This is a genomic window from Sphingobacteriaceae bacterium GW460-11-11-14-LB5, from assembly GCA_002151545.1.
Taxonomy (GTDB): domain Bacteria; phylum Bacteroidota; class Bacteroidia; order Sphingobacteriales; family Sphingobacteriaceae; genus Pedobacter.
The window spans coordinates 5,279,592-5,304,612 of sequence record CP021237.1 but is presented as its reverse complement, the minus strand read 5'-3'; the positions used below and the strand labels follow the sequence as shown (position 1 = coordinate 5,304,612).

Annotated in this window: 27 protein-coding genes; 19 read left to right on the top strand and 8 right to left on the bottom strand. The window is 38.8% G+C overall.

Annotated features, from left to right (window positions below):
• The first annotated feature begins 9 nt into the window (after nucleotides 1–9).
• Genes CA265_21540 through CA265_21525 form a run of 4 tightly spaced genes read left to right on the top strand, consistent with a single transcriptional unit; the run spans nucleotide 10 to nucleotide 3,980 of the window.
• Nucleotides 10–1,338 (top strand): peptidase S13, encoded by a 1,329-nt coding sequence (locus CA265_21540; GenBank protein ARS42098.1) that lies wholly within the window; start codon nucleotides 10–12, stop codon nucleotides 1,336–1,338.
• 30 nt (nucleotides 1,339–1,368) lie between these two features.
• On the top strand, nucleotides 1,369–2,394 hold the full coding sequence (locus CA265_21535; GenBank protein ARS42097.1) for a hypothetical protein: 1,026 nt from the start codon (nucleotides 1,369–1,371) through the stop codon (nucleotides 2,392–2,394).
• Nucleotide 2,395: 1 nt separating this feature from the next.
• Nucleotides 2,396–3,442: an aminotransferase class I/II gene (locus CA265_21530; protein ARS43086.1), complete on the top strand. Its 1,047-nt coding sequence runs from the start codon at nucleotides 2,396–2,398 to the stop codon at nucleotides 3,440–3,442.
• A 37-nt stretch (nucleotides 3,443–3,479) separates the two neighbouring features.
• Nucleotides 3,480–3,980: a hypothetical protein gene (locus CA265_21525; GenBank protein ARS42096.1), complete on the top strand. Its 501-nt coding sequence runs from the start codon at nucleotides 3,480–3,482 to the stop codon at nucleotides 3,978–3,980.
• A gap of 85 nt (nucleotides 3,981–4,065) precedes the next feature.
• On the opposite strand, the gene CA265_21520 is transcribed toward CA265_21525, so the two are convergent.
• The 4 genes from CA265_21520 to CA265_21505 all read right to left on the bottom strand — a co-directional run bounded on the left by CA265_21520 (nucleotide 4,066) and on the right by CA265_21505 (nucleotide 8,267).
• On the bottom strand, nucleotides 4,066–4,749 hold the full coding sequence (locus CA265_21520) for a D-alanyl-D-alanine dipeptidase (GenBank protein ID ARS42095.1): 684 nt from the start codon (nucleotides 4,747–4,749) through the stop codon (nucleotides 4,066–4,068).
• A 75-nt stretch (nucleotides 4,750–4,824) separates the two neighbouring features.
• Nucleotides 4,825–6,051 (bottom strand): alanine dehydrogenase, encoded by a 1,227-nt coding sequence (locus tag CA265_21515; GenBank protein ARS42094.1) that lies wholly within the window; start codon nucleotides 6,049–6,051, stop codon nucleotides 4,825–4,827.
• Nucleotides 6,052–6,124: 73 nt separating this feature from the next.
• Complete coding sequence (locus tag CA265_21510) at nucleotides 6,125–6,541, bottom strand: tRNA (adenosine(37)-N6)-threonylcarbamoyltransferase complex ATPase subunit type 1 TsaE (protein ARS42093.1); 417 nt, start codon at nucleotides 6,539–6,541, stop codon at nucleotides 6,125–6,127.
• Between the two features lie 172 nt (nucleotides 6,542–6,713).
• The gene (locus tag CA265_21505) at nucleotides 6,714–8,267 is read right to left on the bottom strand and encodes a two-component system response regulator (GenBank protein ARS42092.1); all 1,554 of its coding nucleotides are present in this window, start codon (nucleotides 8,265–8,267) and stop codon (nucleotides 6,714–6,716) included.
• Nucleotides 8,268–8,501: 234 nt separating this feature from the next.
• Between CA265_21505 and CA265_21500 the strand changes: the two genes are divergently transcribed.
• The 9 genes from CA265_21500 to CA265_21460 all read left to right on the top strand — a co-directional run bounded on the left by CA265_21500 (nucleotide 8,502) and on the right by CA265_21460 (nucleotide 16,540).
• Entirely contained in the window at nucleotides 8,502–9,602 is a 1,101-nt protein-coding gene (locus CA265_21500) for a phosphohydrolase (protein ARS43085.1), read from the top strand.
• A 121-nt stretch (nucleotides 9,603–9,723) separates the two neighbouring features.
• Nucleotides 9,724–10,800 (top strand): UDP-3-O-(3-hydroxymyristoyl)glucosamine N-acyltransferase, encoded by a 1,077-nt coding sequence (locus tag CA265_21495; GenBank protein ARS42091.1) that lies wholly within the window; start codon nucleotides 9,724–9,726, stop codon nucleotides 10,798–10,800.
• The gene (locus CA265_21490; GenBank protein ARS42090.1) at nucleotides 10,790–12,202 is read left to right on the top strand and encodes a UDP-3-O-[3-hydroxymyristoyl] N-acetylglucosamine deacetylase; all 1,413 of its coding nucleotides are present in this window, start codon (nucleotides 10,790–10,792) and stop codon (nucleotides 12,200–12,202) included. Before CA265_21495 ends, CA265_21490 begins: the two co-directional genes overlap by 11 nt.
• On the top strand, nucleotides 12,202–12,987 hold the full coding sequence (locus CA265_21485; protein ARS42089.1) for an acyl-[acyl-carrier-protein]--UDP-N-acetylglucosamine O-acyltransferase: 786 nt from the start codon (nucleotides 12,202–12,204) through the stop codon (nucleotides 12,985–12,987). Before CA265_21490 ends, CA265_21485 begins: the two co-directional genes overlap by 1 nt.
• A 73-nt stretch (nucleotides 12,988–13,060) precedes the next feature.
• On the top strand, nucleotides 13,061–13,528 hold the full coding sequence (locus CA265_21480) for a GNAT family N-acetyltransferase (GenBank protein ID ARS42088.1): 468 nt from the start codon (nucleotides 13,061–13,063) through the stop codon (nucleotides 13,526–13,528).
• A gap of 12 nt (nucleotides 13,529–13,540) precedes the next feature.
• On the top strand, nucleotides 13,541–14,167 hold the full coding sequence (locus CA265_21475) for an ABC transporter ATP-binding protein (GenBank protein ARS42087.1): 627 nt from the start codon (nucleotides 13,541–13,543) through the stop codon (nucleotides 14,165–14,167).
• Nucleotides 14,168–14,604: 437 nt separating this feature from the next.
• Nucleotides 14,605–15,165, top strand: a complete 561-nt coding sequence (locus CA265_21470; protein ARS42086.1) for an elongation factor P — start codon at nucleotides 14,605–14,607, stop codon at nucleotides 15,163–15,165.
• A 131-nt stretch (nucleotides 15,166–15,296) separates the two neighbouring features.
• Complete coding sequence (locus CA265_21465) at nucleotides 15,297–15,857, top strand: elongation factor P (protein ID ARS42085.1); 561 nt, start codon at nucleotides 15,297–15,299, stop codon at nucleotides 15,855–15,857.
• A gap of 122 nt (nucleotides 15,858–15,979) precedes the next feature.
• Nucleotides 15,980–16,540, top strand: a complete 561-nt coding sequence (locus CA265_21460) for a 5-formyltetrahydrofolate cyclo-ligase (GenBank protein ID ARS42084.1) — start codon at nucleotides 15,980–15,982, stop codon at nucleotides 16,538–16,540.
• 277 nt (nucleotides 16,541–16,817) lie between these two features.
• Here CA265_21460 and CA265_21455 read toward each other — a convergent pair whose 3' ends face one another.
• From CA265_21455 to CA265_21440, 4 genes are all read right to left on the bottom strand, one after another.
• Nucleotides 16,818–17,798: an arginase gene (locus tag CA265_21455; protein ID ARS42083.1), complete on the bottom strand. Its 981-nt coding sequence runs from the start codon at nucleotides 17,796–17,798 to the stop codon at nucleotides 16,818–16,820.
• Nucleotides 17,791–19,029: an imidazolonepropionase gene (locus tag CA265_21450; protein ARS42082.1), complete on the bottom strand. Its 1,239-nt coding sequence runs from the start codon at nucleotides 19,027–19,029 to the stop codon at nucleotides 17,791–17,793. The genes CA265_21455 and CA265_21450 overlap by 8 nt, the downstream gene beginning before the upstream one ends.
• A 91-nt stretch (nucleotides 19,030–19,120) precedes the next feature.
• Nucleotides 19,121–19,888, bottom strand: a complete 768-nt coding sequence (locus tag CA265_21445) for an exodeoxyribonuclease III (GenBank protein ARS42081.1) — start codon at nucleotides 19,886–19,888, stop codon at nucleotides 19,121–19,123.
• 381 nt (nucleotides 19,889–20,269) lie between these two features.
• Entirely contained in the window at nucleotides 20,270–20,998 is a 729-nt protein-coding gene (locus CA265_21440) for a peptidylprolyl isomerase (GenBank protein ID ARS42080.1), read from the bottom strand.
• Nucleotides 20,999–21,092: 94 nt separating this feature from the next.
• Between CA265_21440 and CA265_21435 the strand changes: the two genes are divergently transcribed.
• The 6 genes from CA265_21435 to CA265_21410 all read left to right on the top strand — a co-directional run bounded on the left by CA265_21435 (nucleotide 21,093) and on the right by CA265_21410 (nucleotide 24,922).
• Complete coding sequence (locus CA265_21435) at nucleotides 21,093–21,494, top strand: hypothetical protein (protein ARS42079.1); 402 nt, start codon at nucleotides 21,093–21,095, stop codon at nucleotides 21,492–21,494.
• A 115-nt stretch (nucleotides 21,495–21,609) separates the two neighbouring features.
• Nucleotides 21,610–22,146 (top strand): hypothetical protein, encoded by a 537-nt coding sequence (locus CA265_21430; GenBank protein ID ARS42078.1) that lies wholly within the window; start codon nucleotides 21,610–21,612, stop codon nucleotides 22,144–22,146.
• Between the two features lies 1 nt (nucleotide 22,147).
• A complete protein-coding gene (locus CA265_21425) occupies nucleotides 22,148–22,960 on the top strand; it encodes a hypothetical protein (GenBank protein ARS42077.1) in 813 nt (270 codons plus the stop codon).
• Between the two features lie 50 nt (nucleotides 22,961–23,010).
• Entirely contained in the window at nucleotides 23,011–23,550 is a 540-nt protein-coding gene (locus tag CA265_21420) for a hypothetical protein (protein ID ARS42076.1), read from the top strand.
• The gene (locus tag CA265_21415; protein ARS42075.1) at nucleotides 23,550–24,110 is read left to right on the top strand and encodes an AraC family transcriptional regulator; all 561 of its coding nucleotides are present in this window, start codon (nucleotides 23,550–23,552) and stop codon (nucleotides 24,108–24,110) included. The genes CA265_21420 and CA265_21415 overlap by 1 nt, the downstream gene beginning before the upstream one ends.
• 239 nt (nucleotides 24,111–24,349) lie before the next feature.
• A complete protein-coding gene (locus tag CA265_21410; GenBank protein ARS43084.1) occupies nucleotides 24,350–24,922 on the top strand; it encodes a hypothetical protein in 573 nt (190 codons plus the stop codon).
• The last annotated feature ends 99 nt before the right edge of the window (nucleotides 24,923–25,021 follow it).

Below are 25,021 nucleotides of genomic sequence, written 5' to 3'. Positions count from 1 at the left end.
ATTTAGAACATGTTTCCTTTAAAAAGCTATAATTTTATTTTTCTTGCGTTTGTACTCGCTGTTTGTTTGTTAACGGGTTGTTCAACCAATAAGATCATTTCGAAAAAAGTAGCTAAAACATTCAAAAATTCACAGGTAATCAAACAATATCAGGTGGGTTTTGCGCTTTATAATCCGGCAGATCAAAAAATGATTTATCAGAAAGATGCCGATAAGTATTTCACACCGGCATCAAACACCAAACTTTATACTTTTTTTGCGAGTTTAAAAATGCTGCCGGACTTAATGCCTGCGTTAAAATATATTGAACGGAATGATTCATTGATTTTCTGGGGCACAGGCGATCCGGCTTTTTTACAGTTTGCCGTAAAAGACAAATCGGCTTACAATTTTCTTTTGGCTTCGAACAAAAAACTATTCTTTTCTCCGGGACGATATTCGGGTAGTTTTTTTGGCGACGGCTGGTCGTGGGATGATTACGATTATTATTATCAGCCAGAAATTACCGAAATGCCAATTATGGATAACATGGTTACTTCTACTTATCTTACTCCAAATAAAATCAATATCGAACCAAAGGTTTTTGCGCCCTGTTTTGAAATAGATTCTACTAAAAAAGCTGGTAGTTTCCAGGTAAGCAGAGATTTTTTAAGCAACCGCTTTCATTATCCCGCCGTTTCAGTGCCGCCAGGTTACAATCAGCAAAACCCATATAAAACCAGTGCACATGTTACTGTCGAAATATTATCAGACACGCTGCACAAAGCAGTGGGCATAGTCGATTTTAAAATCCCCTCCTATGCTAAAACTTTACCGGGCGCTAAGCGCGATTCTGTTTTAAAACACATGATGTTACCCAGCGATAATTTTATCGCCGAACATTTATTATTGGTTTGCTCCAATCAGATTGGCGATACATTGAGTACTACAAAAGCGATTGATTACATTACTAAAAACTACCTTTCTTTTTTGCCCGATAAAGTAAAGTGGGCTGATGGATCTGGCCTGTCCCGTCAGAATTTATTTACGCCGCGTGATAATGTATACCTTCTCGATTCCATTTACAAATTGGTAAACAATCCGGAAAAGCTTTTTAACCTGTTACCTGCAGGTGGAAAAAGTGGTACTTTAAAAAGCGCTTACCCCAAAACCGACAAACCTTTTGTTTTTGGGAAAACCGGCTCGCTGGGTGGTGTTCATAATCAAAGCGGCTATGTACTCACTAAAAAAGGTAAAACCTATATCTATTCTTTCATGAACAACAGCTTTGTAAAACCAACTGCCGAGGTACGTGCAGAAATGGTTAGGATAATCACTTATATACACGATAATTTTTAAGTATATGTAACACCAGTTAATACCTACCCTATGAAAAAAATCTATTTATTGATGGGCATTTCTATCCTGCTGGTCATATCATCCTGTAAGAAAAACGATCCGCTAACCGATCCTACCGGGCCTCCTATACCTGCAACACCCTATATACCCGACAATAGTTTTAAAATTGTGAGCTATTTTCCAAGCTACCGGGATCCGGCCGGTGTGGCAGATTCGAAGTTCAAAATGATTACGCACCTCTTTTATGCTTTTCTAAATCCCAATACCGACGGAAGCTTAGCGACATTGGAACAACCTGGCCGATTTACAACCGTAATGCAAAAGGCTAAGGCTAATGGTGTAAAAACAGGCATATCGATATCGGGCACGAAAAGTATTTTTGTAACCATGGCGGCATCTGCAACGGCCAGAAACCTGTTTGTGAAAAATGTGCTAACTTTTACCAAAACAAACAATCTGGATGGCGTAGATATGGATTGGGAATACCCAAGCACCAGCGATGGATCGGCAGACAATTACGTGCTCCTGATGAAGGAACTTTCAGATTCGTTACACAAATACCATAAATTTTTAAGTGCGGCCATTACCCCGGGTGTATATGCCGGCAGTATTAGAGATGGATTAAAATCGGAAGTTTTCCCTGTTGTAGATTTCTTTAATATTATGGTTTATGACGGCATTGGCTGGGATAAAAATGAACCTATTCAACATGCATCGTACAACATGGCCGTTGCCAGTTTAAATTATTGGTTAAGCACCCGTGGCATGCCGAAGGAGAAAGCTGTTTTGGGCATCCCGGCTTATGGTAAAAATGCCAGTAACTCGGCCAAGGCCTACCGTGATTTTGTAACCGCGGGTGCCGATGTAAGTTTAGATAATGTATTAATTGATGGCGTTCAATTTTACTTTAATGGAACGATAACCACCAGAAAAAAAGCTAAACTCGCCAAAGATATGGCAAATGGAATCATGTTCTGGGAATTCTACCATGATGACAATGGCGATAAATCTATTATCCGCGCTGCCAATGATGAGCTTGGGAGAAACTACAATTAATATGAAACCTAACTTTAAATCGATTGATCAGCCTTTTGCTAACCAAATAAATATTGAGGGAAAGACCTATTTATATTTTGGCGGAACAGCTTATCTGGGCATTCCCAAAAATCAGGATTTCATTGATTTATATATCGAAGGGATTAAAAAGTTCGGTTTAAACAACGGAACAAGTCGTACCAACAACATTCAATTAGGTATTTATGATGATGCCGAAAAAGTAGCTGCACTACGCTACGGAACTGAAGCCGCACTGATTACCTCTAGTGGTTATTTGGCGGCGCAGCTTACCGTTAAAGAACTGTCGAAATTAGGAAAAGTAATTTATGCTCCGGCTACACACCCCTCGCTTTGGCTGGCAGAAAATCAAACCAAAAATTTAATGTTATTTCGAGATTGGATTGCAGAAACGATTGAAAGCATAAATTCATCGGAAGAAAAAACCTGGGTTTTGATCAGCAATTCGATGAACAATCTTGTGCCCGAAATTTATGACTTCGACTTTGTAAAAGAGATCCGTAAGGATAAAAATATAATTCTCGTTGTTGACGATTCGCATGGAATCGGTGTAAATAATAACGGAACGAGCGCTATCGCAAATCTTCCTAAGCAAGAAAACATCGAAAATATAGTGGTTGCCTCGATGGCAAAAGCACTAGGTGTAGATGCGGGCCTGGTTTTGGCCTCAGATAAAATGATCCTTAAACTTAAAGCCGCAAATACCTTTATAGGTGCTTCTCCGCCAAGTCCAGCCGCACTTTATGCCTTTATCCATGCTGAAGAAATATATCGAAAGGCCTTAAATAAACTGAAAAACAATATGGCCATGTTCGAAACGGTTTCAAATCTTACCTGGAAACACGAATATGGTTTTCCGGTCTATCTGCTGGGCGATGTAAACTTTTCAGAACGTCTTTTACAACAGCAGATCCTGATTTCGTCTTTCCCTTATCCAAATCCCAACGACAAAATTTTAGATCGTATAGTCCTTTCTGCCTGGCACGAAAAAGAGGATATTGAAAAGCTGATAACAGCTATAAATTTTTAACCTTTCCTTATCCAATTAATTTTTCAATATTTATAACATGAAAAAACTGTTCGTATTCCTGTCGTTAACGCTTCTCTTTGCCAATATAGTTTCTGCACAAACCACCAATGTTTGGATTGTTAGGCACGCAGAGAAAGATAAGTCTAATCCACAGGATACCAACCCCAATCTCTCTGATGAAGGAAGGATTCGTGCAGGAGATTTAGCAACCTACCTAAAAAAGGTAAAATTCGATGTTGCTTTTGCCACCCCAACCAAAAGAACGCACCAAACCCTAGATTCACTGGTGATTCCGAAGGTGATCGATTATAAAGACATTAAATCGCTTGTAGACAGCATTAAAACCAATTATGTTGGCAAAACTGTTATTGTAGCTGGCCACTCGAACACCGTACTGGAAATTATTGAAGCCCTTGGCGGCAAAAAGCCTAAGGAGGAATTAACAGACGATGATTACGATTATATTTTTGAATTATCAGTAAAGGAAGATAAAGCAAGGGTAAAAATGGAGCAATACGGGAAACCGCATCATTTGTAAACCTGCCATCGTCATGCTGAACTTGTTTCAGCGTCTACTTATTTACCCAAAAGATCCTGAAACAAGTTCAGGATGACGAAACCTGTTAAAGTTTTTCGAAGGGAATATCCATCAAGTCGTACTTTTTCCATCCCGAAAAATCGTAGTGCCACCATTCGTTCTCTAGTACGTTCATCTGGTATTTACGCATGATAGCGATCAGAAAATCGCGGTTTTTCTTAACCTCTGGCGATACATTTTCGTATTTCGCGGCGGCAGCGGCCAAAAAACTATCGTAAGGGGTTGGCATTGGTATTTCTTTACCTGTTTTCAGGCTAATCAAAGTTAAATCTACCGCACAACCTCTGTTATGTTTAGATCCTTTTGCCGGATTGGCCACAAAATTTTTATCGCTGGCCTTTTTATAAAACTCAATGGTAACCGCATAAGGACGATAACCATCAAATATTTTCAAGCCATAGCCTTTTTTATTTAATTCCTTCTGGATTTTTTTTAATGATGTTACAACTGGTTTTCGTGCAAAAGCCCTCGCCTGTTTATACATTACCTGCTGCATAAAGTTGTTCTTAGTGGCGTAGCGGATATCTAATTTGATATTGGGAATGGCTTTTTTGATTTCAACGAGTTCGTTATCCGGATTTGTTTTAATCGCTGCCAGGTATTGATTATAGGAACTTACCACCACCAGCTTTTTTACGCCAACAGGTTTATTTTGAGCGCAAGTAATTACCGAGAGGAAAAGAAATAACGTAAAGAGGTTGAATTTCATTTTTTTTAATGTCAAGTAGCAAGCGTCAAAAGGTAACCCATTATCCAGCTCACATCGTCCATTTTACATTTTTGCTTATTGATTCGAAACCACCAATAATTCAAGATCTTTAAAGGGCAGATTAAACATATCAGACAGGTCTTTATTGGTACAATTACCCTGATAAATATAAAGTGCTTCGCGAATACCCGGATTATTCCAAACCATATTCATTAAACCGCCAAATTCACCAATATCCAATAAAATGGGGGCAAAAATATTCGTTAAAGCGTAAGATGCCGTTCTCGGTACACGGGAAGCTATATTGGGCACACAATAGTGAATTACATCGTATTTTCTAAACACGGGATTGGTGTGGTTGGTCACCTCAGAAGTTTCAAAACAGCCTCCCTGATCAATGCTTACATCAATTACCACCGAATGCGGTTTCATCCGGGCAACAGTTTCTTCCATTACAATACATGGACTGCGGCCATGGCTTGCTCTGATGGCACCGATTACTACATCGCAGGTAACAATGGCTTTATTCAAAACAATAGGCTGCATTACCGAAGTAAATACCCTGCTACCCAAATTATTCTGCAGGCGGCGTAAACGGTAAATGGAACTATCGAAAACTTTTACTTCGGCCCCTAATGCCAAAGCTGTTCTGGCGGCATACTCACCCACTGTTCCTGCACCCAAAATGACAATCTCGGTTGGCGGAACACCAGTAAAGCCACCAAGCATTAAACCTTTCCCTCCTGTTACATTACTCAGATATTCAGCCGCAATTAAAATAGAGGTCGACCCCACTATTTCGCTCATGGCGCGTACCACACTGAGTACATTCCCTTCGTCGCGAAGGTTCTCAAAACATAAGGCATTAATTTTTTTCTGCATTAATGCCTTCAGGTAATCTTGCTTTAAAGTTCCGGTTTGCAACGAAGAAATCAGTGTTTGCCCTTTATGCATCATCTCGATCTCTTCTAACATGGGTGGTGCAATTTTCACCAGGATATCAGCATCGAAAACTTCTTTTTTGTTATAGGCAATTTTAGCACCCTGTTCAGCATATTCGGTATCCGAAAAATTTGCGCCTGTGCCCGCTCCGCTTTCCAAAACCACACGATGCCCGTTGTTAACGAGCAGCGCCACAGATAAAGGGGTTAGCGCTATTCTATTTTCCTGGAAAGAAATTTCCTTGGGTATTCCTATGTATAGACTGTTTTTTTTATTTCTGGTTTCTAACTTTGCCTCTTGCGTTTGTAGTAAACCCTGACGAGCTATATCGGCCATTCCTTCGCGTAATCCTGTAGCCATGTTGAATTAAAATTTTGGTAGTTTTAGGTTGTTCAAGGTAAGGAAAATCTGTTAATTTATTGATAACTAATTGTTATACCTTCGAAAACCTGAATAATCTGCGGTTTTCATCCAGCACATTTATCTCAACCTTAACATGATTTTCGGGCAATAACTCTTCCACTCGTTCCGGCCATTCTATTAAACAAACGCCACCTCCATAAAAATATTCTTCATAGCCCAAATCATAGGCTTCGTGAATATCTTTTATTCTATAAAAATCAAAATGGAACACCGAACCGTTAGGACTTTCATATTCATTAACGATGGAATAAGTAGGACTTGAAACCACATCATCAATACCTAAATGTTTACAGAAATTTTTAATGAAAGTTGTTTTTCCAGCCCCCATATCGCCCTCAAAAATGAAGACTTTTTGGCTCCCGGCAAAATCTGAAAGCTGTTGTGCAACAGCAGGTAAATCGGCTAAACTATTTACTTCGATATCCATTTTAAAAAAATAAAGGCAAAAGTAATACATAATTGCATTGCTTTTGCCTTTTATATCTGGTCATTTCGACTGAAGCAAAGCGAAATGGAGAAATCTGCTATAGATTTCTCGACTGCGCTGCACTCCGCTCGAAATGACGGGTCTCAAATCTAGTATCTCAATTCTATTTTTATTATCTCGGCGAATACGTCACTACCGGAATAATCATTTCCTCCAGAGAAATACCGCCATGCTGGAAGGTTTCATTGTAATAATTCACAAACTGATTGTAATTATTCGGATAAACGAAATAACTGTCTTCCCTTGCAAAAATATAACTGCTGCTGATATTGATTTTAGGCAACAACGCATCATGAGGATTTTTAATCAAAAACACCTCCTTGGCATTAAAATTAAGGTTTCTACCCTGTTTGTACCTTAAATTGGTGTTTGTACTCCTGTCGCCAATTACTTTAACCGGTTTTTTAACCCTGATTGTCCCATGATCGGTAGTTATGATCACTTTAACCTTTTTCTGAGAGATTTTTTTCAATAAATCCCAAAGTGGCGAATGCTCAAACCAGGATAGGGTTAACGAGCGGTAAGCGGCATCATCATTAGCCAGCTCGCGGATCATCTGCATATCGGTACGGGCATGGCTCAACATATCCACAAAGTTGAATACAATGGCATTGAAATCGTTCTGCAATAAATTATTGGTCTGGTCTACTAAATCTTTTCCCTGTTCGAAAGTTAAGATCTTGTTATAGCTGAACTTACAATCTTTTCTGATGTTGCGTTTAATATTATCGGCCAAAAATGCTTCTTCGTGCATATTTTTTCCACCTTCATCATCATCGTTCTGCCAAAGCTGAGGGAAACGTTTCTCCATATCCAGCGGCATCAATCCAGAAAAGATAGCATTACGCGCATATTGTGTAGCCGTAGGTAAAATACTGGTATACATATCTTCCTCATCAATCCTGAAATATTCAGAAATTAAGGGATTGATAATTTTCCACTGATCGTAACGTAAATTATCAATCAGAATAAAAAATACCGGTGTAGTATCGTTAATATGCGGGAAGGCCTTTTTCTTTAATAACTCGTTAGAAAGTAAGGGCGCTTTATCTTTTTCTTTAATCCAGCCTAAATAATGTTCTTCAATAAATTTAGAAAACTGTGTGTTGGCTTCCTGTTTTTGCATGGTCAAAATTTCATGCATCTGCGGATCGTCGAGTTTTTCTAATTCCAGCTCCCAGAAAACGATTTTTTTATACACATCCACCCACTCTTCATAATTAAGCCTATCGCCCAGGGTCATACCCAACCTGCGGAAATCCTGTTGATAAGCCATGGAAGTTTTCTCGCTTACCAGACGTTTGTTATCAATCAGTTTTTTAATGGTTAAAAGAACCTGCTTAGGGTTTACCGGTTTAATCAGATAATCATCTATTTTGCTACCAATCGCATCCTCCATCAAATTTTCTTCTTCACTTTTGGTAATCAGCACAACAGGAACATCGGGATTAAGGTTTTTAATGGCCGAAAGGGTTTCAATCCCGCTCATGCCTGGCATGTTTTCATCCAAAAAAACCAGATCAAAATGAGCTTTCCCAAAGGCCTCTAACGCATCATTCCCATTGGTAAATGTGGTTACATTATATCCTTTATCATTTAGCAATAATATATGCGGTTTTAATAAGTCGATTTCATCATCGGCCCATAATATTTTAGTTTCTTGCATGTTTTTGTAAAAATAGGTAAGTATTGCCTTTTAATTTTGGCAGGTAAATCAAACTATAAATAAAAATAGCAATTTTTGTACCGTATCTATCTATTTAACTATTTTTAACGATTGAACAAGAAGAAAATAATAAATGACCCGGTATACGGTTTCATCAGCATTCCATCCGAATTAGTTTACGATGTGATCTCACATCCTTATTTCCAGCGTTTGCGTTATATCAAACAGCTTGGAATGACACATTTGGTTTATCCGGGGGCATTACATACGCGTTTCCACCATGCTTTAGGTGCCATGCATTTAATGAGTTTGGCCATTAATCTTTTAAGAAGTAAAGGGCATAACATCACCGAGGGCGAAGAAGAAGCCGCCATTTTGGCCATTTTACTGCACGATATCGGCCATGGCCCTTTTTCGCACGCATTAGAACATTCTTTGGTGAGCGGAATCAAACACGAAGATATTTCGGCAAAACTGATGCACGATTTAAACGCACATTTTGATGGACGGTTAACACATGCCATCGAAATTTTTAACGGCACCTATCCTAAAAAGTTTCTTCATCAATTGATTTCTGGTCAGTTAGATCTCGATAGAATGGATTATTTAAACCGCGACAGCTTTTTTACAGGGGTAAGCGAAGGGGTAATCAGTTTCGACAGGATTATTAAAATGTTTAACGTTTATGACGATGATCTGGTAATTGAGGAGAAAGGCATTTATTCTATCGAGAAGTTTTTAATTGCCCGGAGGCTGATGTACTGGCAGGTTTATCTGCATAAAACCGTTATTTCTGGCGAGATGATTTTGGTAAAGCTATTGGAGCGCGCCAAAGAATTATCAGCCACCGGAACCGATTTATTTGCTTCACCCTCATTAAATTATTTCTTAAAGAACGATATTAACGAGGCCAATTTCTTCGCCCAGCACGAAAATCTTGAACATTTTACCAACCTGGATGATCAGGACATTTATGCCGCAGTTAAGGTTTGGACCAAACACCCGGATAAAATTTTGTCTACCTTATGTAAAATGCTTACTTCCAGAAATCTTTATAAAGTAGAAATGGGTAATGAAATGGCAAATCGAGACCGTGTAAACTTTTTGCAGGATGCCGCGGTTAATTTATTAGAAATTAAGCCGGAAGAAGCCCGTTATTTTGTTTTTACCGATTCTATCCAAAACCGCGCTTATAATGCAGGCGTTGGAAATATTAAGATTTTGATGAAAAATAACGATATTGTAGATATTGCAAAGGCCTCTGATTTATCAAATCTGGAGTCGCTGCAAAAAACTGTAGAAAAATATATCCTCTGTTACCCCAGAGGGATTTAAGGTTATTTAACAAAATATTTAACTTTTAGTGCCGTTTTAAGTCTTATTATTGTGTAAAATATACACAGTTAACCCGAGCAGGTTTTTTTGTTCATATCAATTTAACATATACCTTTGTACGATGCAATTTACTGCCACGCAGATAAGTCAGTTTCTAAACGGTTCCATTGATGGTAACCCTGACGTAGCCGTTACCGAACTTTCTAAAATAGAAGACGGAAAGGAAGGCTCTTTGTCTTTTCTTTCGAACCCTAAGTATGAAAACTTCTTGTATTCTACTCAGGCTTCTGTCGTTATCGTTTCAAAGGACTTTGCGCCTACCCAGCCCTATACCAGTACCTTAATCAGGGTTGAAAATCCTTATAGTGCTTTTACCATTTTGCTGGATAAATATAACGAAGCAGTAAACGCACAGGCAGCACAATCTGGAATTGATAAGCTGGCTTTTGTGCACCCAACAGCAAAAATTGGCAAAAATGTGTTTATCGATGCCTTTGCCTATGTTGCCGAAAACGTAGAAATTGCAGATGGATGTAAAATAAATGCGCAAACTTTTATTGGCGCTAATTCTAAAATCGGCAATAACAGCACTTTTTTCCCTGGCGTAAAAATTTATCACAACTCGGTAATCGGTAGCAGGGTTGTTATCCATTCCAATACCGTTATCGGAAGCGATGGTTTTGGTTTTGCACCGCAAAAGGATGGCACCTACAATAAAATACCTCAAATCGGAAATGTCATTATCGAAGATGATGTAGAAATTGGGGCAAATACAACGGTTGACCGTGCAACAATGGGATCAACAATTGTGAAAAAAGGTGCAAAAATCGATAATCTGATCCAGATTGCGCACAATGTAGAGATTGGTGAAAACACCGTTTTAGCTGCACAATCAGGTATATCAGGCAGTACAAAAATTGGCCCTAACAGTGTTGTTGGCGGACAAGTGGGTATCGCCGGGCACTTAACCTTAGCTAAAGGCACCCAAATTGGCGCGCAGGCCGGTATCAATTTTAATATTACTGAAGAAAATAAACAATGGCATGGTAGTCCGGCGCAGCCACTGCGCAACTGGATGCGTGCCTCCGTAATTTTCAAACATCTTCCAGATGTAGAAAAAAGAATAAACGCGCTCGAAGAGGAATTGAAAAAGCTTACAGCTGAACTGGAAAAGAATACAATACACAATGAACGTTAGACAAAAAACGATTAAACAAGAAATATCAGCATCTGGTGTTGGTTTACACACAGGCGCTAATGTTACTTTAACATTTTGCCCGGCCCCCGAAAATCATGGCTTTAAATTTCAGCGTATTGATTTAGATGGCCACCCGATTATCGAAGCCGATGCAGATAACGTTACAGATACCTCAAGAGGTACTACGCTAACCCAAAATGGAGCCAGCGTAAGTACTGTAGAACACGTAATGGCATCTTTGATTGGTATGGACCTTGATAACGTGCTCATTAAATTAGACGGACCAGAAACACCCATTATGGATGGCAGCTCTATCCAGTTTGTTGATTTGCTGGAAGAAGTAGGTACAGTTGAGCAAAATGCAGATCGCGAGTATTTCACCATTCCACATAACATTACCTATACCGAAGAAGATAGAAAAGTAGAAATTGTAGCCATGCCGTTAGACGATTATCGTTTTACGTGTATGATTGATTATAATTCTCCTGTTTTGGGCAGCCAGCATGCCGGCATTAATACCATTGCAGAGTTTAAGAAAGAAATTGCTTCTTGCCGTACTTTCTGTTTCTTACACGAACTGGAATACCAATTATCTCACAATTTAATTAAGGGTGGCGATTTAAATAACGCCATTGTAATTGTAGATAAAGAAGTTACGAAGGATGAATTAAGCCACCTGGCTAAATTATTTAACCGTAAAGATATCGATGTTGCCCCTCAGGGGATTTTAAATAACATGGAACTGCGTTATCAAAACGAACCTGCCCGTCATAAATTATTGGATATGATTGGCGATTTGGCTTTGGTTGGGATGCATTTAAAAGGCCATATTATGGCGGCCCGTCCAGGTCACGCAGCAAACGTTGCTTTTGCAAAAAAGATTAAAGCAGCCATTAAAAAAGAGAAAAACAAAAAAATACAAAAGGTTTACGATCCCAGTGCAAAACCATTATATGACGTAGTTCAGATTATGGATATTTTGCCTCACCGCCAACCATTTTTATTTGTTGATAAAATATTAGAACTTTCAAAAAACCACGTGGTGGGCGTCAAAAACGTAACCATGAATGAGGAGTTTTTTAAAGGTCACTTTCCTGGTGCACCGGTTTTTCCTGGTGTAATTCAAATTGAGGCTATGGCTCAAGTTGGTGGTATTTTAGTGTTAAGCACCGTTCCAGATCCTAGAAATTATTTAACCTATTTCTTAAAAATAGATAACGTACGCTTTAGAGCTCAGGTTTTGCCTGGCGATACTATTGTTTTCCGCTGCGATTTACTGGAACCCATCAGAAGGGGCATTGCCCAGATGAAAGGTGTGGGTATGGTTGGCGAAAAAATCGTTGTCGAAGCCGAAATGATGGCTCAAATCTCAAAAGTTAAACAAGCAGAACCCGCTCAATAATGATACAACCTTTAGCATATATACATCCTCAGGCAAAAATTGCCGAAAACGTGGTAATTGAACCCTTTGTAGTGATACATAAAGACGTTGTAATTGGAGAGGGAACATGGATCGGATCGAACGTGACCATTATGGATGGCGCACGTATCGGTAAAAACTGCCGAATATTTCCTGGTGCTGTTATTTCTGGCGAACCGCAGGATTTAAAATTTGCAGGCGAAATTACGACTGCAGAAATTGGCGACAATACCACCATACGTGAGTGTGTTACCATTAACCGTGGTACTAAAGACAAATGGAAAACCACTATCGGTAGCAATTGTTTAATTCAGGCGTATTCGCACATCGCGCACGATTGTGAGGTTGGCAATAATTGTATTTTCTCCAACAGCACCACATTAGCTGGCCACATTACCATTGGAAACAATGTAGTTTTGGCAGGCTTGGTGGCTATACATCAATTTGTTAAAGTGGGTTCTTATGCTTTTGTAACCGGTGGTTCATTGGTGCGTAAAGACGTCCCTCCTTATGTTAAAGCGGCCCGCGAGCCACTTTCTTATGCGGGTATTAACTCTGTAGGTTTACGCAGAAGAGGTTTTACCAACGAGCAGATTGACGAGATTCAGGAAATTTACCGTGTACTTTTTGTAAAACACAATAACGTAACCAAAGCTTTAGACATGATCGAAGCCGAATTTAAACCTACTGAAATCCGTGATGAAATTGTAGATTTTATCCGCAATTCTAACCGTGGGGTAATGAAGGGCTTCGGAATGGGAAGCTAATTAAGGTAGCAGACTGAAGGGTTTAAGGTGGAGGGTGAAACCCATTGTCTTAACCAAATTCTAATAAATATTCATGAGTGATTTAACGCTAATCAGGACCAATTCAGACGATACCGATTTTAGGAATTTGGTTGCTTTATTGGATAAAGATTTAGCGGTTAGAGATGGTGATGACCATGCGTTTTATGCTCAATTTAATAAAGTCGATACCATTAAAGAAGCGGTTGTCGCCTATCAAGATGGATGCCCTGTAGGTTGCGGTGCTATAAAGCCTTTTTCAGCGACTGAAGCCGAAGTTAAAAGAATGTTTGTACACCCGGATTACAGAAACCAGGGCATAGCGGCTCAAGTTTTAAATGAATTAGAAAGCTGGGCTACGGAACTCGGTTTCGCAGCATGTGTTTTAGAAACTGGTAAGAAACAGCCCGAAGCCATTGCGCTTTATCAAAAGGTGGGTTATCACATCACCCCCAACTACGGACAATACATTGGCGTTGATAACAGCGTTTGCATGTCTAAACCACTTAACGCTAAACCCTAAACGCCGGCACAAATGAACATCACTTTACAAAATGTTGGCAGAAGGTTTAATAAAGAGTGGATTTTCAGGAATTTAAGCACTGAATTTTCTTCTGGTAATAGCTACGCCATATTAGGACCTAACGGCTCTGGTAAATCAACCTTATTGAGTGTGCTGACGGGCAGTTTATCCCCTTCTGAGGGAGAAATCTCCTTCTCAGACAACAAAGATATTCCTGTAGAGAACATCTACCAATACATCAGTTTGGCAGCACCGTACCTCGAATTGGTGGAAACCTTCACTTTAAGAGAGATCATCGATTTCCATTTTAAATTCAAAAATTTTGCCCTAGGCCTTGATACTAAAAAGCTTATCGGCATATTAGGACTGGAAAAAGCAACCAACAAAGAAATTAAATACTTTTCATCGGGAATGAAGCAAAGAACCAAACTAGCTTTGGCCTGCTGCACTGATACGCCAATTTTATTTTTAGACGAACCAACGAGTAATTTAGACGTTCAGGGAATAAGTTGGTACCGTGAACTCATCGAAAATTTCGGAAAAGACCGCTTAACGATAATTGGTTCGAATCAAATACAGGAATACGACTTCTGTACAAATCAAATACAAATATCAGATTATAAGCTATTTAACGCTTAAAGCCAGCCCTTACAAAACGTCTGTTTTGTCATACATTTGTATTAAAAATAAATTTTTAAAAAAATATTTTGTAATTGATAAATTGTTCTTACCTTTGCACCACCAAAAAGAGAAACAATTATTAATTTATCTCTTTAAGTAAAAGATCATATTTTCCGTATTGCGGAATTAAAATATATAGCCTGATAAGGCAAAAGAGTTTTTCATAGTTTAGTTTGAGGTTTAGGTTGATTATGCCTTTGGAGTGGTTCCCAAAGGCATTTCTTTTATACCAATAATTCGTCATTGCGAGAAGGCTTTTTCAGCCGACAGCCTGTCCCGACCTTTCGGAAAGTAATCTACTTAAAAGACGGTCTTCACTGGCAGACTACTAATATCCATTCATTTTTTTAACTTTGGTGCTCAAAAATTAACAAAACAATATTCACTATTATAAAATGGCAAAGGCATCAGAAGTAAAAAGCGGAAATGTGCTTCGTTTTAACGGAGAGTTGGTAAGTGTAGAAGAGTACATCCACCGTACTCCGGGAAATTTAAGGGCGTTTTATCAGGCGCGTATGCGCAATGTAAAAACCGGAAAAATTGTAGAATACCGTTTCCGTACCGATGAAGAGGTGACCATTTGCCGTGTAGAAACCAACGACTATCAATATCTTTATGAAGACGGCGATTATTTAGTGGTGATGGACAACAACACTTTTGAGCAGTACAACATCCCTAAGTTGCTTTTCGGAAACTCCATTAAGTTTTTAAAAGAGGGTATGAATGTAACCATCGCTTTTGAAAGTGATGAACCGATTGTTGCACAGCTCCCTAACAGTGTAGAGTTAGAAATTACCTATTCTGAACCCGCTGTAAAAGGCGATACTTCTACCAGTGCACAAAAATACGCCACTGTAGAAACCGGAGCCGAAATCAGGGTACCCTTGTTTATTAACCAGGGCGACAAGGTTAAGGTTGATACTAAAACCGGCGAATATATGGAAAGAGTAAAATAGTATAACCGGGGTTCTAAATCTCCTTAAACCCTAAGCCTTATACCATAAAGCTTTATAGGTTTTTATCAAAATAATTTTACCTTTGCCGTCACGAAAAACTGAAATATAAATCCAATTTAGGATCATACAATATGGCAAAAGCATCAGAAATTAAAACAGGTAACATCCTTCGCATCAACAACGAACTGGTTACTGTTGACGAATGGAATCACCGTACACCTGGAAAAGGCGGCGCATTTTACACTGGTAAATTCCGTAACATTAAATCGGGCAGAATTGTTGAAGCACGTATGAATACCGACGAGGCCGTAGAAATCTGCCGCGTTGAAACCAACGATTACCAATATTTATACGAAGAAGGTGACTATCTGGTTGTAATGGACAATAATAGCTACGAGCAGTTTAACGTAGAGAAAGCTTTATTTGGTTCGGCTATTAAATTCTTAAAAGAAGGCATGAACATTATTGTTTCTATGGAAAGTGAAGAAGCCATTATGGCTCAATTACCAAACTTCGCTGAATTCGAAATTACTTATTCGGAGCCAGCAGTTAAAGGTGATACTTCTACAAACGCACTAAAAGCGGCAACATTAGAAAATGGTGTTGAAGTGAAAGTTCCGATGTTTGTAAATCAGGGCGATAAAATTAAAATTGATACCCGTACCGGAGAATATGTTGAACGTGTAAAATAATTGATTAGAACACAAGAAAAGCCCCTGAAGTGAATGCTTCAGGGGCTTTTTGGTTTCTGCATTTAGACCTGTAAAAACAACCTGCTTCGCTATCTTGTTATAAAAACATAAATTTGAATATTATGTTAAAAGCCGAAATCAGAAAGCAAGCCTTAAAAGACAGATTATTACTGAGCGACGCAGAATACGAAAACCTGAACGAAGCGCTCTTAAATGAGTTTAAAACGCTCGATTTTAGCCAAATTAAAACCTTACATATCTTTTTACCCATTATAGAAAAAAAAGAGCCCAATACTTTTTTACTGATCGAATGGCTCAATAAAAATCACCCCGAAATTAAAATCATTGTACCTAAAGCCGATTTTGAAACTGCATTAATGACCAATCATGAATATTTAGGTGTAAATGATTTAAAGAAAAACCTGTATAACATCCTCGAACCGCAAAAGGGAAACCTGCATGAGGGCGAGGTAGATCTTGTTGTTGTTCCGCTTTTAGCTTTTGACCGGCAAGGTTATCGCGTGGGTTATGGCAAAGGCTTTTACGATCGTTTTTTACAGCATATAAATGCTCAAAAAATAGGCTTATCTTTGTACCCTGCTATTGAAAAAATCGATGATGTAAATGAACACGACATTAGATTGGATTTTTGCATTACACCAACAGAAATTATAAATTTTTAAACATGCCACCAGAAATCGTTATCAAAACCGAAAAACAATACGAAGACAATATGATTGCGGTATTCGAGCTACAGGAAAAGGAAGAATTAACCGCCGAAGACCTGAAACAAATCGAACTGATGTTAAAGGCAGGAGAAAGATACGAAGCGGAGCATTTGTAGGCTACCCCGTGAATCGTCATCCTGAACTTGTTTCAGGATCTACTTCCAGGGCATAAGCCTCTCAATTAATAAAAACAAGAAAGACCCTGAAATAAATTCAGGGTGACGCGCTTAGATTAATGTGCTTTAATAAAATCACTCACCAAATAAGCAACCAGCTTAGATGTGAGTTTACTCACCCTTCCATCCAGCATCCGGGTGGCACCTTCACTGAGGTGCAAATAAGAAAATTTCTTCGCACTGGTTAAAATCAACTTTCTAATATCATTAACCGCAAAACCAGATGGGGTTTCAGCGCTGGAAAGCACATTTTGAACACAATCTAAATCGATCTCCAAACCAGCAACCGATCCTATTTCATTCACCAGGTTAGTAAAATCAGCTCCAGTTAAAATATCATCAAAAAATACAGCCTTAAGCTTTGGGTTTGTATCTATTTGATTTAAAATAGCTTCATTATTATAGTTTTGATGCAAGCCATACATCAAATAATTGTTCAGGTAATTTTCCTTTAACGCATAAGAAAAACCATTGCCACTATGCCTACCTTCCAATTCTCTTAAATCTGCGTGTGCATCAACATTTAAAACCGTTATAGGCCTTTTATGGGCTAAAGAAGTGCCCTTAATCATCGGGTAGGCATTATTGTGTCCACCACCAATTACAACAGGTATTTTACCCGTGGCTACAATTTTCTCAATTACGGGATAAACCAGGTCATCAATCTGTGCTACTTTGTTTCGCAAACCTTTTAACGAAGAATCTTCAGGTTCATCGATTTCGAAATGCCCTAAAACCAAAACCTCCTCACCACTTAAAAAGCGGTTGCTCTGGGTATTTAAAAAAGCCACTAAACCTGGTTTCCACATTGATGCTGCACCTGCAAGACCTAAGTTTGCACGCACGCCAATATCTTCTGGAATACCTAAAAGGACAAATTTAGCGCTGCTGGCTTTTAATCCTTCTACCGAAATTCCAGCCGTTGATGAAGAATCTCCAGAGTATACATTAACCCTTTCACCCAGTTTAGTTTCACCATCACGAGTGATAATTAAATGATCGATGTCGCCCTGCGAATATATTTTAAGGTTATCCATTATAAATTTCACCGTTTAAAATAACCGTTTCTATCTGCGTTTCGCCAAAGCTATAGGGCAAATAGGCTATGGAAGGCATCGGCTTAGTTATAAACAGGTTCGCTTTTTTCCCAATAGCAATGCTTCCATAATTTTCACTGATCTCCATCGCAGCTGCGCCATTTAACGTTGCAGCGTTTATCGCCTGCTCAGGGAACATCTTCATTTTAATGCATCCCAGTGAAACCACAAAATTCATATTTCCTGAAGGTGTTGAACCCGGATTGTAATCAGTAGCCAAAGCAACCGGCAAATCGGCTTTAATAAAACTTTTGGCATCAGCAAAAGGAATACCTAAATAAAACGAGCAAGAAGGGAGTAATGTTACAATGGTATCAGCATTTCTTAACGCTTGGATAGTTTGTTCATCGCTTTCTTCGAGGTGATCAACCGAAATGGCTTTATTTTGTACGGAAACCTCTACCGCGCCCGAAACGGAAAGCTGATTGGCATGTACTTTAGGTTTCAATCCATATTTTGCACCTGCCTTTAATACCTGGTCGGTTTCTTCTACAGAGAAAAATCCCTTTTCGCAAAACACATCAATATAGTCGGCCAGTTTTTCTTCTGCTATTTGAGGTAACATTTCATTAACGATTAAATCGATGTAAGCCTGATGATTGTTCTTAAATTCGGCAGGATAAGCGTGCGCAGCTAAGAAAGTTGCCTTGATAGGAATCGGAAACTGATCTTTCAACCTACGGATTACCCTGAGCATTTTGATTTCGCTGTCTGTGGTTAATCCATATCCGCTTTTAATTTCAACGGCCCCTGTTCCCTGGAGGATCATTTGTTTTAACCGCACAGATGCACTTTCGAACAACTCATCTTCCGAAGCTTTTTGGAGTTTATTGGCCGAATTTAGAATCCCCCCTCCCGCAGCGGCAATTTCCTCATAACTTTTTCCCTGGATTTTCATGGCAAACTCTTCTTCGCGTGATGCCGCAAAAACAATGTGCGTATGGCTGTCGCACCAGGAAGGAAAAATGTATCTGCCCTCAGCACTGGAAGATGGAAGATGGGAAATGGAAGATGGAAAATTGTCCATCTCACCGAAATCTTTAATCAGGCCATCTTCAATTAAAAGCCAGGCATTTTCGAGAATGGGTAAGTGATCCAGGTTATTACCACGGAGCACCGTTGTGTGTTTGGGATGCAGGCCCACGAGGCCTTTTATATTTTTGATTAGCATTGGTTAGATTGAAGGTTAATTGGTTAAACGGTATAAATTGGTTAATCGGGTTTTGGTTACAATTAGCCGAATTAACCAGTTACCCAAATACTTAATCGATCTCTAAAAGAACCGGGCAATGATCTGAATGGATCGCATCGGGTAAAATTCTAACATTTTTCAGGCGGTTTTCCATAGGCTTAGTGGCTAAATGGTAATCGATCCGCCAACCCAGGTTCTTCCCTCTCGAGCCCGCACGATAGCTCCACCAGGTATAATGGTGCGGATCTTTATTAAAATGGCGGAAGGTATCAATAAAACCATTATCCAAAAACAACTGCATCCACTCCCGTTCTTCTGGTAAAAAACCTGATGAATTGGCGTTCGATTTAGGGTTATGGATATCGATGGCGGTATGGCAGATATTGTAATCGCCACTGACAATTAAGTTGGGGATCTCTTTTCGCAATTCTCCGATGTACACATCAAAAAAACGCATAAATTCATACTTCTTAACCTGACGTTCATCTCCGCTTGAGCCAGATGGCATATAAAGGCTCATCAAGGAAAAATCGTCAAAATCGGCCCTTAAAATCCGTCCTTCTTTATCTATCCATTCCTCACCGCAGCCAAATTCGATATGATTGGGTTTAATTCTAGTCAGAATAGCTACGCCACTATATCCTTTTTTTTCAGCAGGGAACCAATAATGATGGTAGCCGAGCTGCTCAATCAGCGCAATAATTTCTGGAATCTGCAATGGCAAGGCCTTTACCTCTTGTAAACAGACCATATCAGCGTCTGTAGCCTGTAGCCAGCCAAAAAAGTTTTTGGTACTTGCCGCCCTAATCCCATTAACATTATAGGAGATGATTTTCATTTAGTTAAGTGTGTTTTCGATAACGATGAAGCCATCATGATTTTCGTAACATATGATCTGTTTATCATGATCTTCTCATTCAGTAAATTTCAATTGTTGTGGGCGGTAAATTTAGAAATTAATTGAATAAATGCTTAGTAATTGAAGTTCAATTAATCATATGTACTCAGAAAGCTATTTTAGTGATTGATTCAAGCAGCCTGCAGCCTGAACTTATTTCTGGTTCTTTACAGATAAATATTGAAACGTGTTATCGAAGATGGATGTCTATAGAAAAATCGTCATCTCGACTGAAGCTTCGCGAAATGGAGAGATCTACAATAGATTTCTCGACTGCGTTGTACTCCGCTCAAAATGACGATAATTGTTAACAAAAATTACTTAAGACCCCATAATCATTTTATCTTTCAAAGATCCCTGTAACAACTGCTTCTCTAACTTCTTGGCCGCTCTTCTTTTCAATATTGCAACTTCCATCTTCACGTCCTGTTTGGGACGGTTGTTTTTATCCGTTGCCAGAACCGCTATTTTATCAACCATATCCAAGCCAACCACTATTTCGCCATAAACGGTATAGTTCCGATCTAAATGAGGCGTACCGCCTATGGTTTTATATACCTCACGCTGCCACTCAGGAATTTGGAATTTCAGACGTTTTTCTTCTACATTATCCAATTGCTGATCGGTAAAAACTTTTCCCTGAACCAGGTAAAACTGACTACCACTCGATGCCTTGGCCGGATTAACATCATCACCTTCTCTGGCCGCAGCCAAAACGCCCTTTTTATGAAACAAACTATCATTAAACTCTGCCGGAATGGTATATTTAGGCCCACCCTCTCCAAGTAAGGAATCGGGTTTTGCATTTTTAGAATCCGGATCTCCACCCTGAATCATAAAATCTTTAATCACCCTATGAAATAAAACACCGTTGTAATAGCCCTTTTTCGTTAATTTCAAAAAGTTATCACGATGTAGCGGCGTTTGATTATATAGCCTAACGATGCATTCTCCAAATTCGGTTTTAATGCGTACATACTGGTTTTTAGGCTTCGCTGCAAAAGCCGAAAGTATTGAAAAGGCACAGAGGAATAATAATATTTTCTTCATTTGACTGGTGTTTAAGGCTAAAGTAAGCTAAAAAATGAAATTCAATAAATAATTGCTAGCATTATTAGATATTTTTTCCTTTACCTTTGTATTAATGAAGTTAAAACAAAAAATAGCACTTTCTTTGGCTGTATTCTATGCAGTTAGTGTTATGGGTTTGGCTTTAAGTCTCCATTTCTGTGGAGGCAAACTAGAAAACGTTAAACTTTTCAGCAATGAAGTTTCCTGCAAATTCTGTGAGGAAATTCCGGCCGAAAAGAAAGATGACGGATGTTGCAAAAATACCCAGGTAACCGTAAAAGTTAAAGATAGTCACCAGGCAGAAGCACAGGTACAAATGCCGAAGTTGTTTTCTATCCAGCTTTTTCTTCATCCTCCGGTTTTAGAATTTCTGACCAACATTACGCCAAAGTTTTTCAGTAAAATTTCGAATAAAGCGCCGCCACTCTCCTCGCGGGTTGCTTTGCATATTTTCAATTGCATTTTTAGGAATTAGGATTTCTAATCTGTTCGTCATGCTGAACTTGTTTCAGCATCCATTTTGCTATGTGCCCCCTGAAATGAATCCAAGGGAGACGACATCTTAAAAATTATTCTAATTCAAAAAAATCATGAAAGCAATAAAAATATTCAGCATCATTATGCTATTCTTTGCCGCTAATGTTTCGGCACAACAAATATCTTCAGCAGATTTACAGGTAACCGGTTTAACCTGTTCCATGTGTTCGAATGCAACACAAAAATCCTTAGAAACCCTAAACTTTATCAGTAGTGTAAAACCCGATTTAAACAAAAACACTTTTGTTTTAACCTTTAAAAAAGATGCCAATATCAATCTCGACATGGTTCGCAAAAAGGTTCAGGATGCTGGTTTTTCGGTTGGTGGTTTAACGGCAAGTTTCAATTTTAACCAGGTAAAAATAGACGATAAAGGTCAGGCAGTGGTTGATGGCACTGTGTACCGTTTTGTAAATGCGAAAAGCAAAACACTTAACGGAACGGTAAAAGCCAGTGTGGTTGATAAAAACTTTATTTCTGGTTCGGCATTTAAAAAACAAGCCACAACCGCTAATTCTGATGCCTACGCGAGCGGTACCGGTGTAGTTAACGGAAAAAAAACGCGCATTTATCATTTAGTTCTTTCTTAAGATGAGAAAGATATCCGTATTGGCGTTGATGATGATCGGCGCCTATACCAATGGTTTTGCACAAGAACTGTATGTATTTACCGAACCTGCCAGTAATATGCCAACCAAATCGATTGGTGTAAGAATTACGAACGAAGGCATGTTCAATAATCCAGGTTTTGTAAGCAGAACCATTCCGGAAGTAATGATAGGTTTTAATAAAAACCTGATGATGCATGCTCAAGGTTTTATGTCTGATATGGATGGCCGATTTCGTTTAGAAGGCGGAAGTTTGTATGCGAAATATCGTTTTCTATCCGTTGATGGTGCCCAGAGTCATTTCAGGGCCGCAGCTTTTGGGAGGATAAGCACAAGTAACCGCCCTAATTTTACGAGAGATATTAATTTAGAGGGAGATAATACGGGATGGCAAACAGGCTTAATTTTCACGCAGCTTTTGCACAAACTAGCACTTTCGGCAACTCTGGGTTATGCTGATGCCATTATTACTGACAAAGTTTTGAGGTTAAATACACCTCAGCCTGATAAAATGCTTTCGTACAGTTTATCATCGGGTTATTTGGTTCTACCCATAGTTTACAAAGATTATAAGCAGCCGAACTTTAACGTATATTTAGAACTACTGGGCAAAACCGACCCAGGTAGTGGCCAATCTTATTTGGATATCGCCCCTGCCCTACAAGTGATTTTGAACAGTACCACCCGCATCGATTTAGGCTATCGCTTTCAGGCGACGGGTAATATGGCTAACCGGTACACCAAAAACATGTATCTGCTTCGGGCAGAATTTAATTTCTTTAACGTTTTAAAATAATTCTAAAAGATCAAACCATCATGGTTTTCATATTAAACTGACATAAAAGCATGATCGTTTCATCACCATTAAAAGCAATAAAAAAAATGAAAAAAATACTAGGAATAGTTGCCATCATGACGATTGCAACAACAGCGTTCACCTACGCTCAAAGCAAAACAGATGTAGCCCTAAATCAGGTACTAACGGCTTATTACGATGTAAAAAATGCCTTAGCAACAGATAAAAAAGATTCGGCTATTGAAAAAGTGAAAATTTTATCGGCAAAGGTAAATGCTGTAAACCATAAAGATTTACCAGCAGATCAGCACAAAGTATTTATGGAACAAGCAGCCATCATTAAAAGTAAGGCGGCACAGCTTGCGGGCTCTAACGATATTAAAACACAGAGAAAAGCTTTTGAAGGGATTTCTTATGCGATGATTAAAACCTTAAAGGGTCTAAAATTTAATAGCAAAACCGTTTACGTTCAACATTGCCCAATGGCTAAGGCAAGCTGGTTAAACGAGAAGGAAAACATCGAAAATCCATATTATGGAAGTATGATGTTCGATTGCGGAGACGTTGCTGAAACCATAAAATCAAAATAATGAAGCTGCATATCAAAAACATGGTATGCAACCGCTGTAAAATGGTGGTTAAAGCTGAGCTGGAAAAGCTTGGCTTTAAACCATTATTGGTTGAACTGGGTGAAGTTACTTTAGCCGAAAATATTTCTTCGGAGGATAAAATCAACATAGCAGAGCGCCTGACCCATTTCGGTTTCGAGCTGCTGGCGGATAAAAAAACCCAGATTGCAGAGCAGATTAAAACGGCTATTATTAACCTGGTCCATTACACCAAAGAGCCATTAAAAATTAACCTCTCTGCTTATTTAAGCGAGCAGGTAAAAATGGAGTATACCAGTTTGAGCAGTATTTTTTCAGAAATAGAAAATCAAACCATCGAGAAATATTTCATCGCGCAAAAAATAGAAAAAGCGAAAGAAATGCTTACTTATGGCGAGCTTACCCTGAGCGAAATTGCTTATCAGCTAAATTACAGCAGTGTTGCGCACCTGTCAGCACAATTTAAAAAAGTAACCGGAATTACACCTTCGGTTTATAAAGCAGCATCTACCGACAGCAGGAAAATGCTTGACGAGATATAATGAGAGGTAAGATGGTCAATGGTTAAATAGATGATAGTTGATAGCCTTTGACCATGAACCATAAGCCATCAGCTATTAACCACACCAATTTCTTACCATAAATCAAGACTAACCGGTTGATTCTGTGATAACTTTGTGCTTAAATAAATTTACTAGGTATGAAACCATCATGATTTTTTCAAACCACATTGGTGAAAAATCTGATAGCTTCATCACAGTTAAAACTAAATCATAAACTGATGAAAAAATTATTCTTATTTCTGATCGCTACCTCAATCAGTGTGGCATCATTTGCACAAACCAGCTGGAAAATTGATCCGATGCACTCGTTTGTTAATTTTTCGGTTAAACACATGGGCATTTCTTTCGTTGACGGTTCTTTTAAAAAATTCGATGGAACGGTTACCGCTTCGAAACCAGATTTAACGGATGCTAAAATCAACTTTACTGTTGATATAAACAGCATTACTACGGGCGTTGACATGAGGGATGGTCATTTAAAAACTGATGATTTTTTTAATGTAGCTACTTATCCAACCATGAAATTCGAAAGCACTTCTTTCAAAAAATTAAACGGCAACAACTATGAGTTAAGTGGAAAATTAACCATCCGCGATGTAACCAAAGATGTAAAATTTGCCGTGGTTTACGGTGGCACAGCTAAAGATCAACAAGGTAATACCAAAGCCGGGTTTGGCGCGACAACAACCATTAACCGTTTAGACTATAATATCAAATATGATCCAACAGGCGCTGGTGTAGCTAAAGATGTTGCCATTACGTTAAACCTTGAATTTGTTCAAGGGAAATAACACCTGGATCGTCATTCCGGGCTTGCCCCGGAATCTTTCTCATTAGATCCTGAAACAAGTTCAGGAGGACGATTATTTAAATTTATATAGACCAACCAC

Excerpts from the sequence above, each read along its gene's own strand:
- CA265_21440 (ARS42080.1), bottom strand. The coding sequence starts at position 20,998 with ATGAAGAAAATATTATTATTCCTCTGTGCCTTTTCAATACTTTCGGCT.
- CA265_21455 (ARS42083.1), bottom strand. The coding sequence starts at position 17,798 with ATGGATAACCTTAAAATATATTCGCAGGGCGACATCGATCATTTAATT.
- CA265_21520 (ARS42095.1), bottom strand. The coding sequence starts at position 4,749 with ATGAAATTCAACCTCTTTACGTTATTTCTTTTCCTCTCGGTAATTACT.
- CA265_21470 (ARS42086.1), top strand. The coding sequence starts at position 14,605 with ATGGCAAAGGCATCAGAAGTAAAAAGCGGAAATGTGCTTCGTTTTAAC.
- CA265_21490 (ARS42090.1), top strand. The coding sequence starts at position 10,790 with ATGAACGTTAGACAAAAAACGATTAAACAAGAAATATCAGCATCTGGT.
- CA265_21465 (ARS42085.1), top strand. The coding sequence starts at position 15,297 with ATGGCAAAAGCATCAGAAATTAAAACAGGTAACATCCTTCGCATCAAC.
- CA265_21515 (ARS42094.1), bottom strand. The coding sequence starts at position 6,051 with ATGGCTACAGGATTACGCGAAGGAATGGCCGATATAGCTCGTCAGGGT.
- CA265_21540 (ARS42098.1), top strand. The coding sequence starts at position 10 with ATGTTTCCTTTAAAAAGCTATAATTTTATTTTTCTTGCGTTTGTACTC.
- CA265_21430 (ARS42078.1), top strand. The coding sequence starts at position 21,610 with ATGAAAGCAATAAAAATATTCAGCATCATTATGCTATTCTTTGCCGCT.
- CA265_21445 (ARS42081.1), bottom strand. The coding sequence starts at position 19,888 with ATGAAAATCATCTCCTATAATGTTAATGGGATTAGGGCGGCAAGTACC.
- CA265_21480 (ARS42088.1), top strand. The coding sequence starts at position 13,061 with ATGAGTGATTTAACGCTAATCAGGACCAATTCAGACGATACCGATTTT.
- CA265_21410 (ARS43084.1), top strand. The coding sequence starts at position 24,350 with ATGAAAAAATTATTCTTATTTCTGATCGCTACCTCAATCAGTGTGGCA.
- CA265_21485 (ARS42089.1), top strand. The coding sequence starts at position 12,202 with ATGATACAACCTTTAGCATATATACATCCTCAGGCAAAAATTGCCGAA.
- CA265_21415 (ARS42075.1), top strand. The coding sequence starts at position 23,550 with ATGAAGCTGCATATCAAAAACATGGTATGCAACCGCTGTAAAATGGTG.
- CA265_21425 (ARS42077.1), top strand. The coding sequence starts at position 22,148 with ATGAGAAAGATATCCGTATTGGCGTTGATGATGATCGGCGCCTATACC.
- CA265_21420 (ARS42076.1), top strand. The coding sequence starts at position 23,011 with ATGATCGTTTCATCACCATTAAAAGCAATAAAAAAAATGAAAAAAATA.
- CA265_21535 (ARS42097.1), top strand. The coding sequence starts at position 1,369 with ATGAAAAAAATCTATTTATTGATGGGCATTTCTATCCTGCTGGTCATA.
- CA265_21450 (ARS42082.1), bottom strand. The coding sequence starts at position 19,029 with ATGCTAATCAAAAATATAAAAGGCCTCGTGGGCCTGCATCCCAAACAC.
- CA265_21500 (ARS43085.1), top strand. The coding sequence starts at position 8,502 with ATGACACATTTGGTTTATCCGGGGGCATTACATACGCGTTTCCACCAT.
- CA265_21505 (ARS42092.1), bottom strand. The coding sequence starts at position 8,267 with ATGCAAGAAACTAAAATATTATGGGCCGATGATGAAATCGACTTATTA.
- CA265_21435 (ARS42079.1), top strand. The coding sequence starts at position 21,093 with ATGAAGTTAAAACAAAAAATAGCACTTTCTTTGGCTGTATTCTATGCA.
- CA265_21525 (ARS42096.1), top strand. The coding sequence starts at position 3,480 with ATGAAAAAACTGTTCGTATTCCTGTCGTTAACGCTTCTCTTTGCCAAT.
- CA265_21530 (ARS43086.1), top strand. The coding sequence starts at position 2,396 with ATGAAACCTAACTTTAAATCGATTGATCAGCCTTTTGCTAACCAAATA.
- CA265_21510 (ARS42093.1), bottom strand. The coding sequence starts at position 6,541 with ATGGATATCGAAGTAAATAGTTTAGCCGATTTACCTGCTGTTGCACAA.
- CA265_21495 (ARS42091.1), top strand. The coding sequence starts at position 9,724 with ATGCAATTTACTGCCACGCAGATAAGTCAGTTTCTAAACGGTTCCATT.
- CA265_21460 (ARS42084.1), top strand. The coding sequence starts at position 15,980 with ATGTTAAAAGCCGAAATCAGAAAGCAAGCCTTAAAAGACAGATTATTA.
- CA265_21475 (ARS42087.1), top strand. The coding sequence starts at position 13,541 with ATGAACATCACTTTACAAAATGTTGGCAGAAGGTTTAATAAAGAGTGG.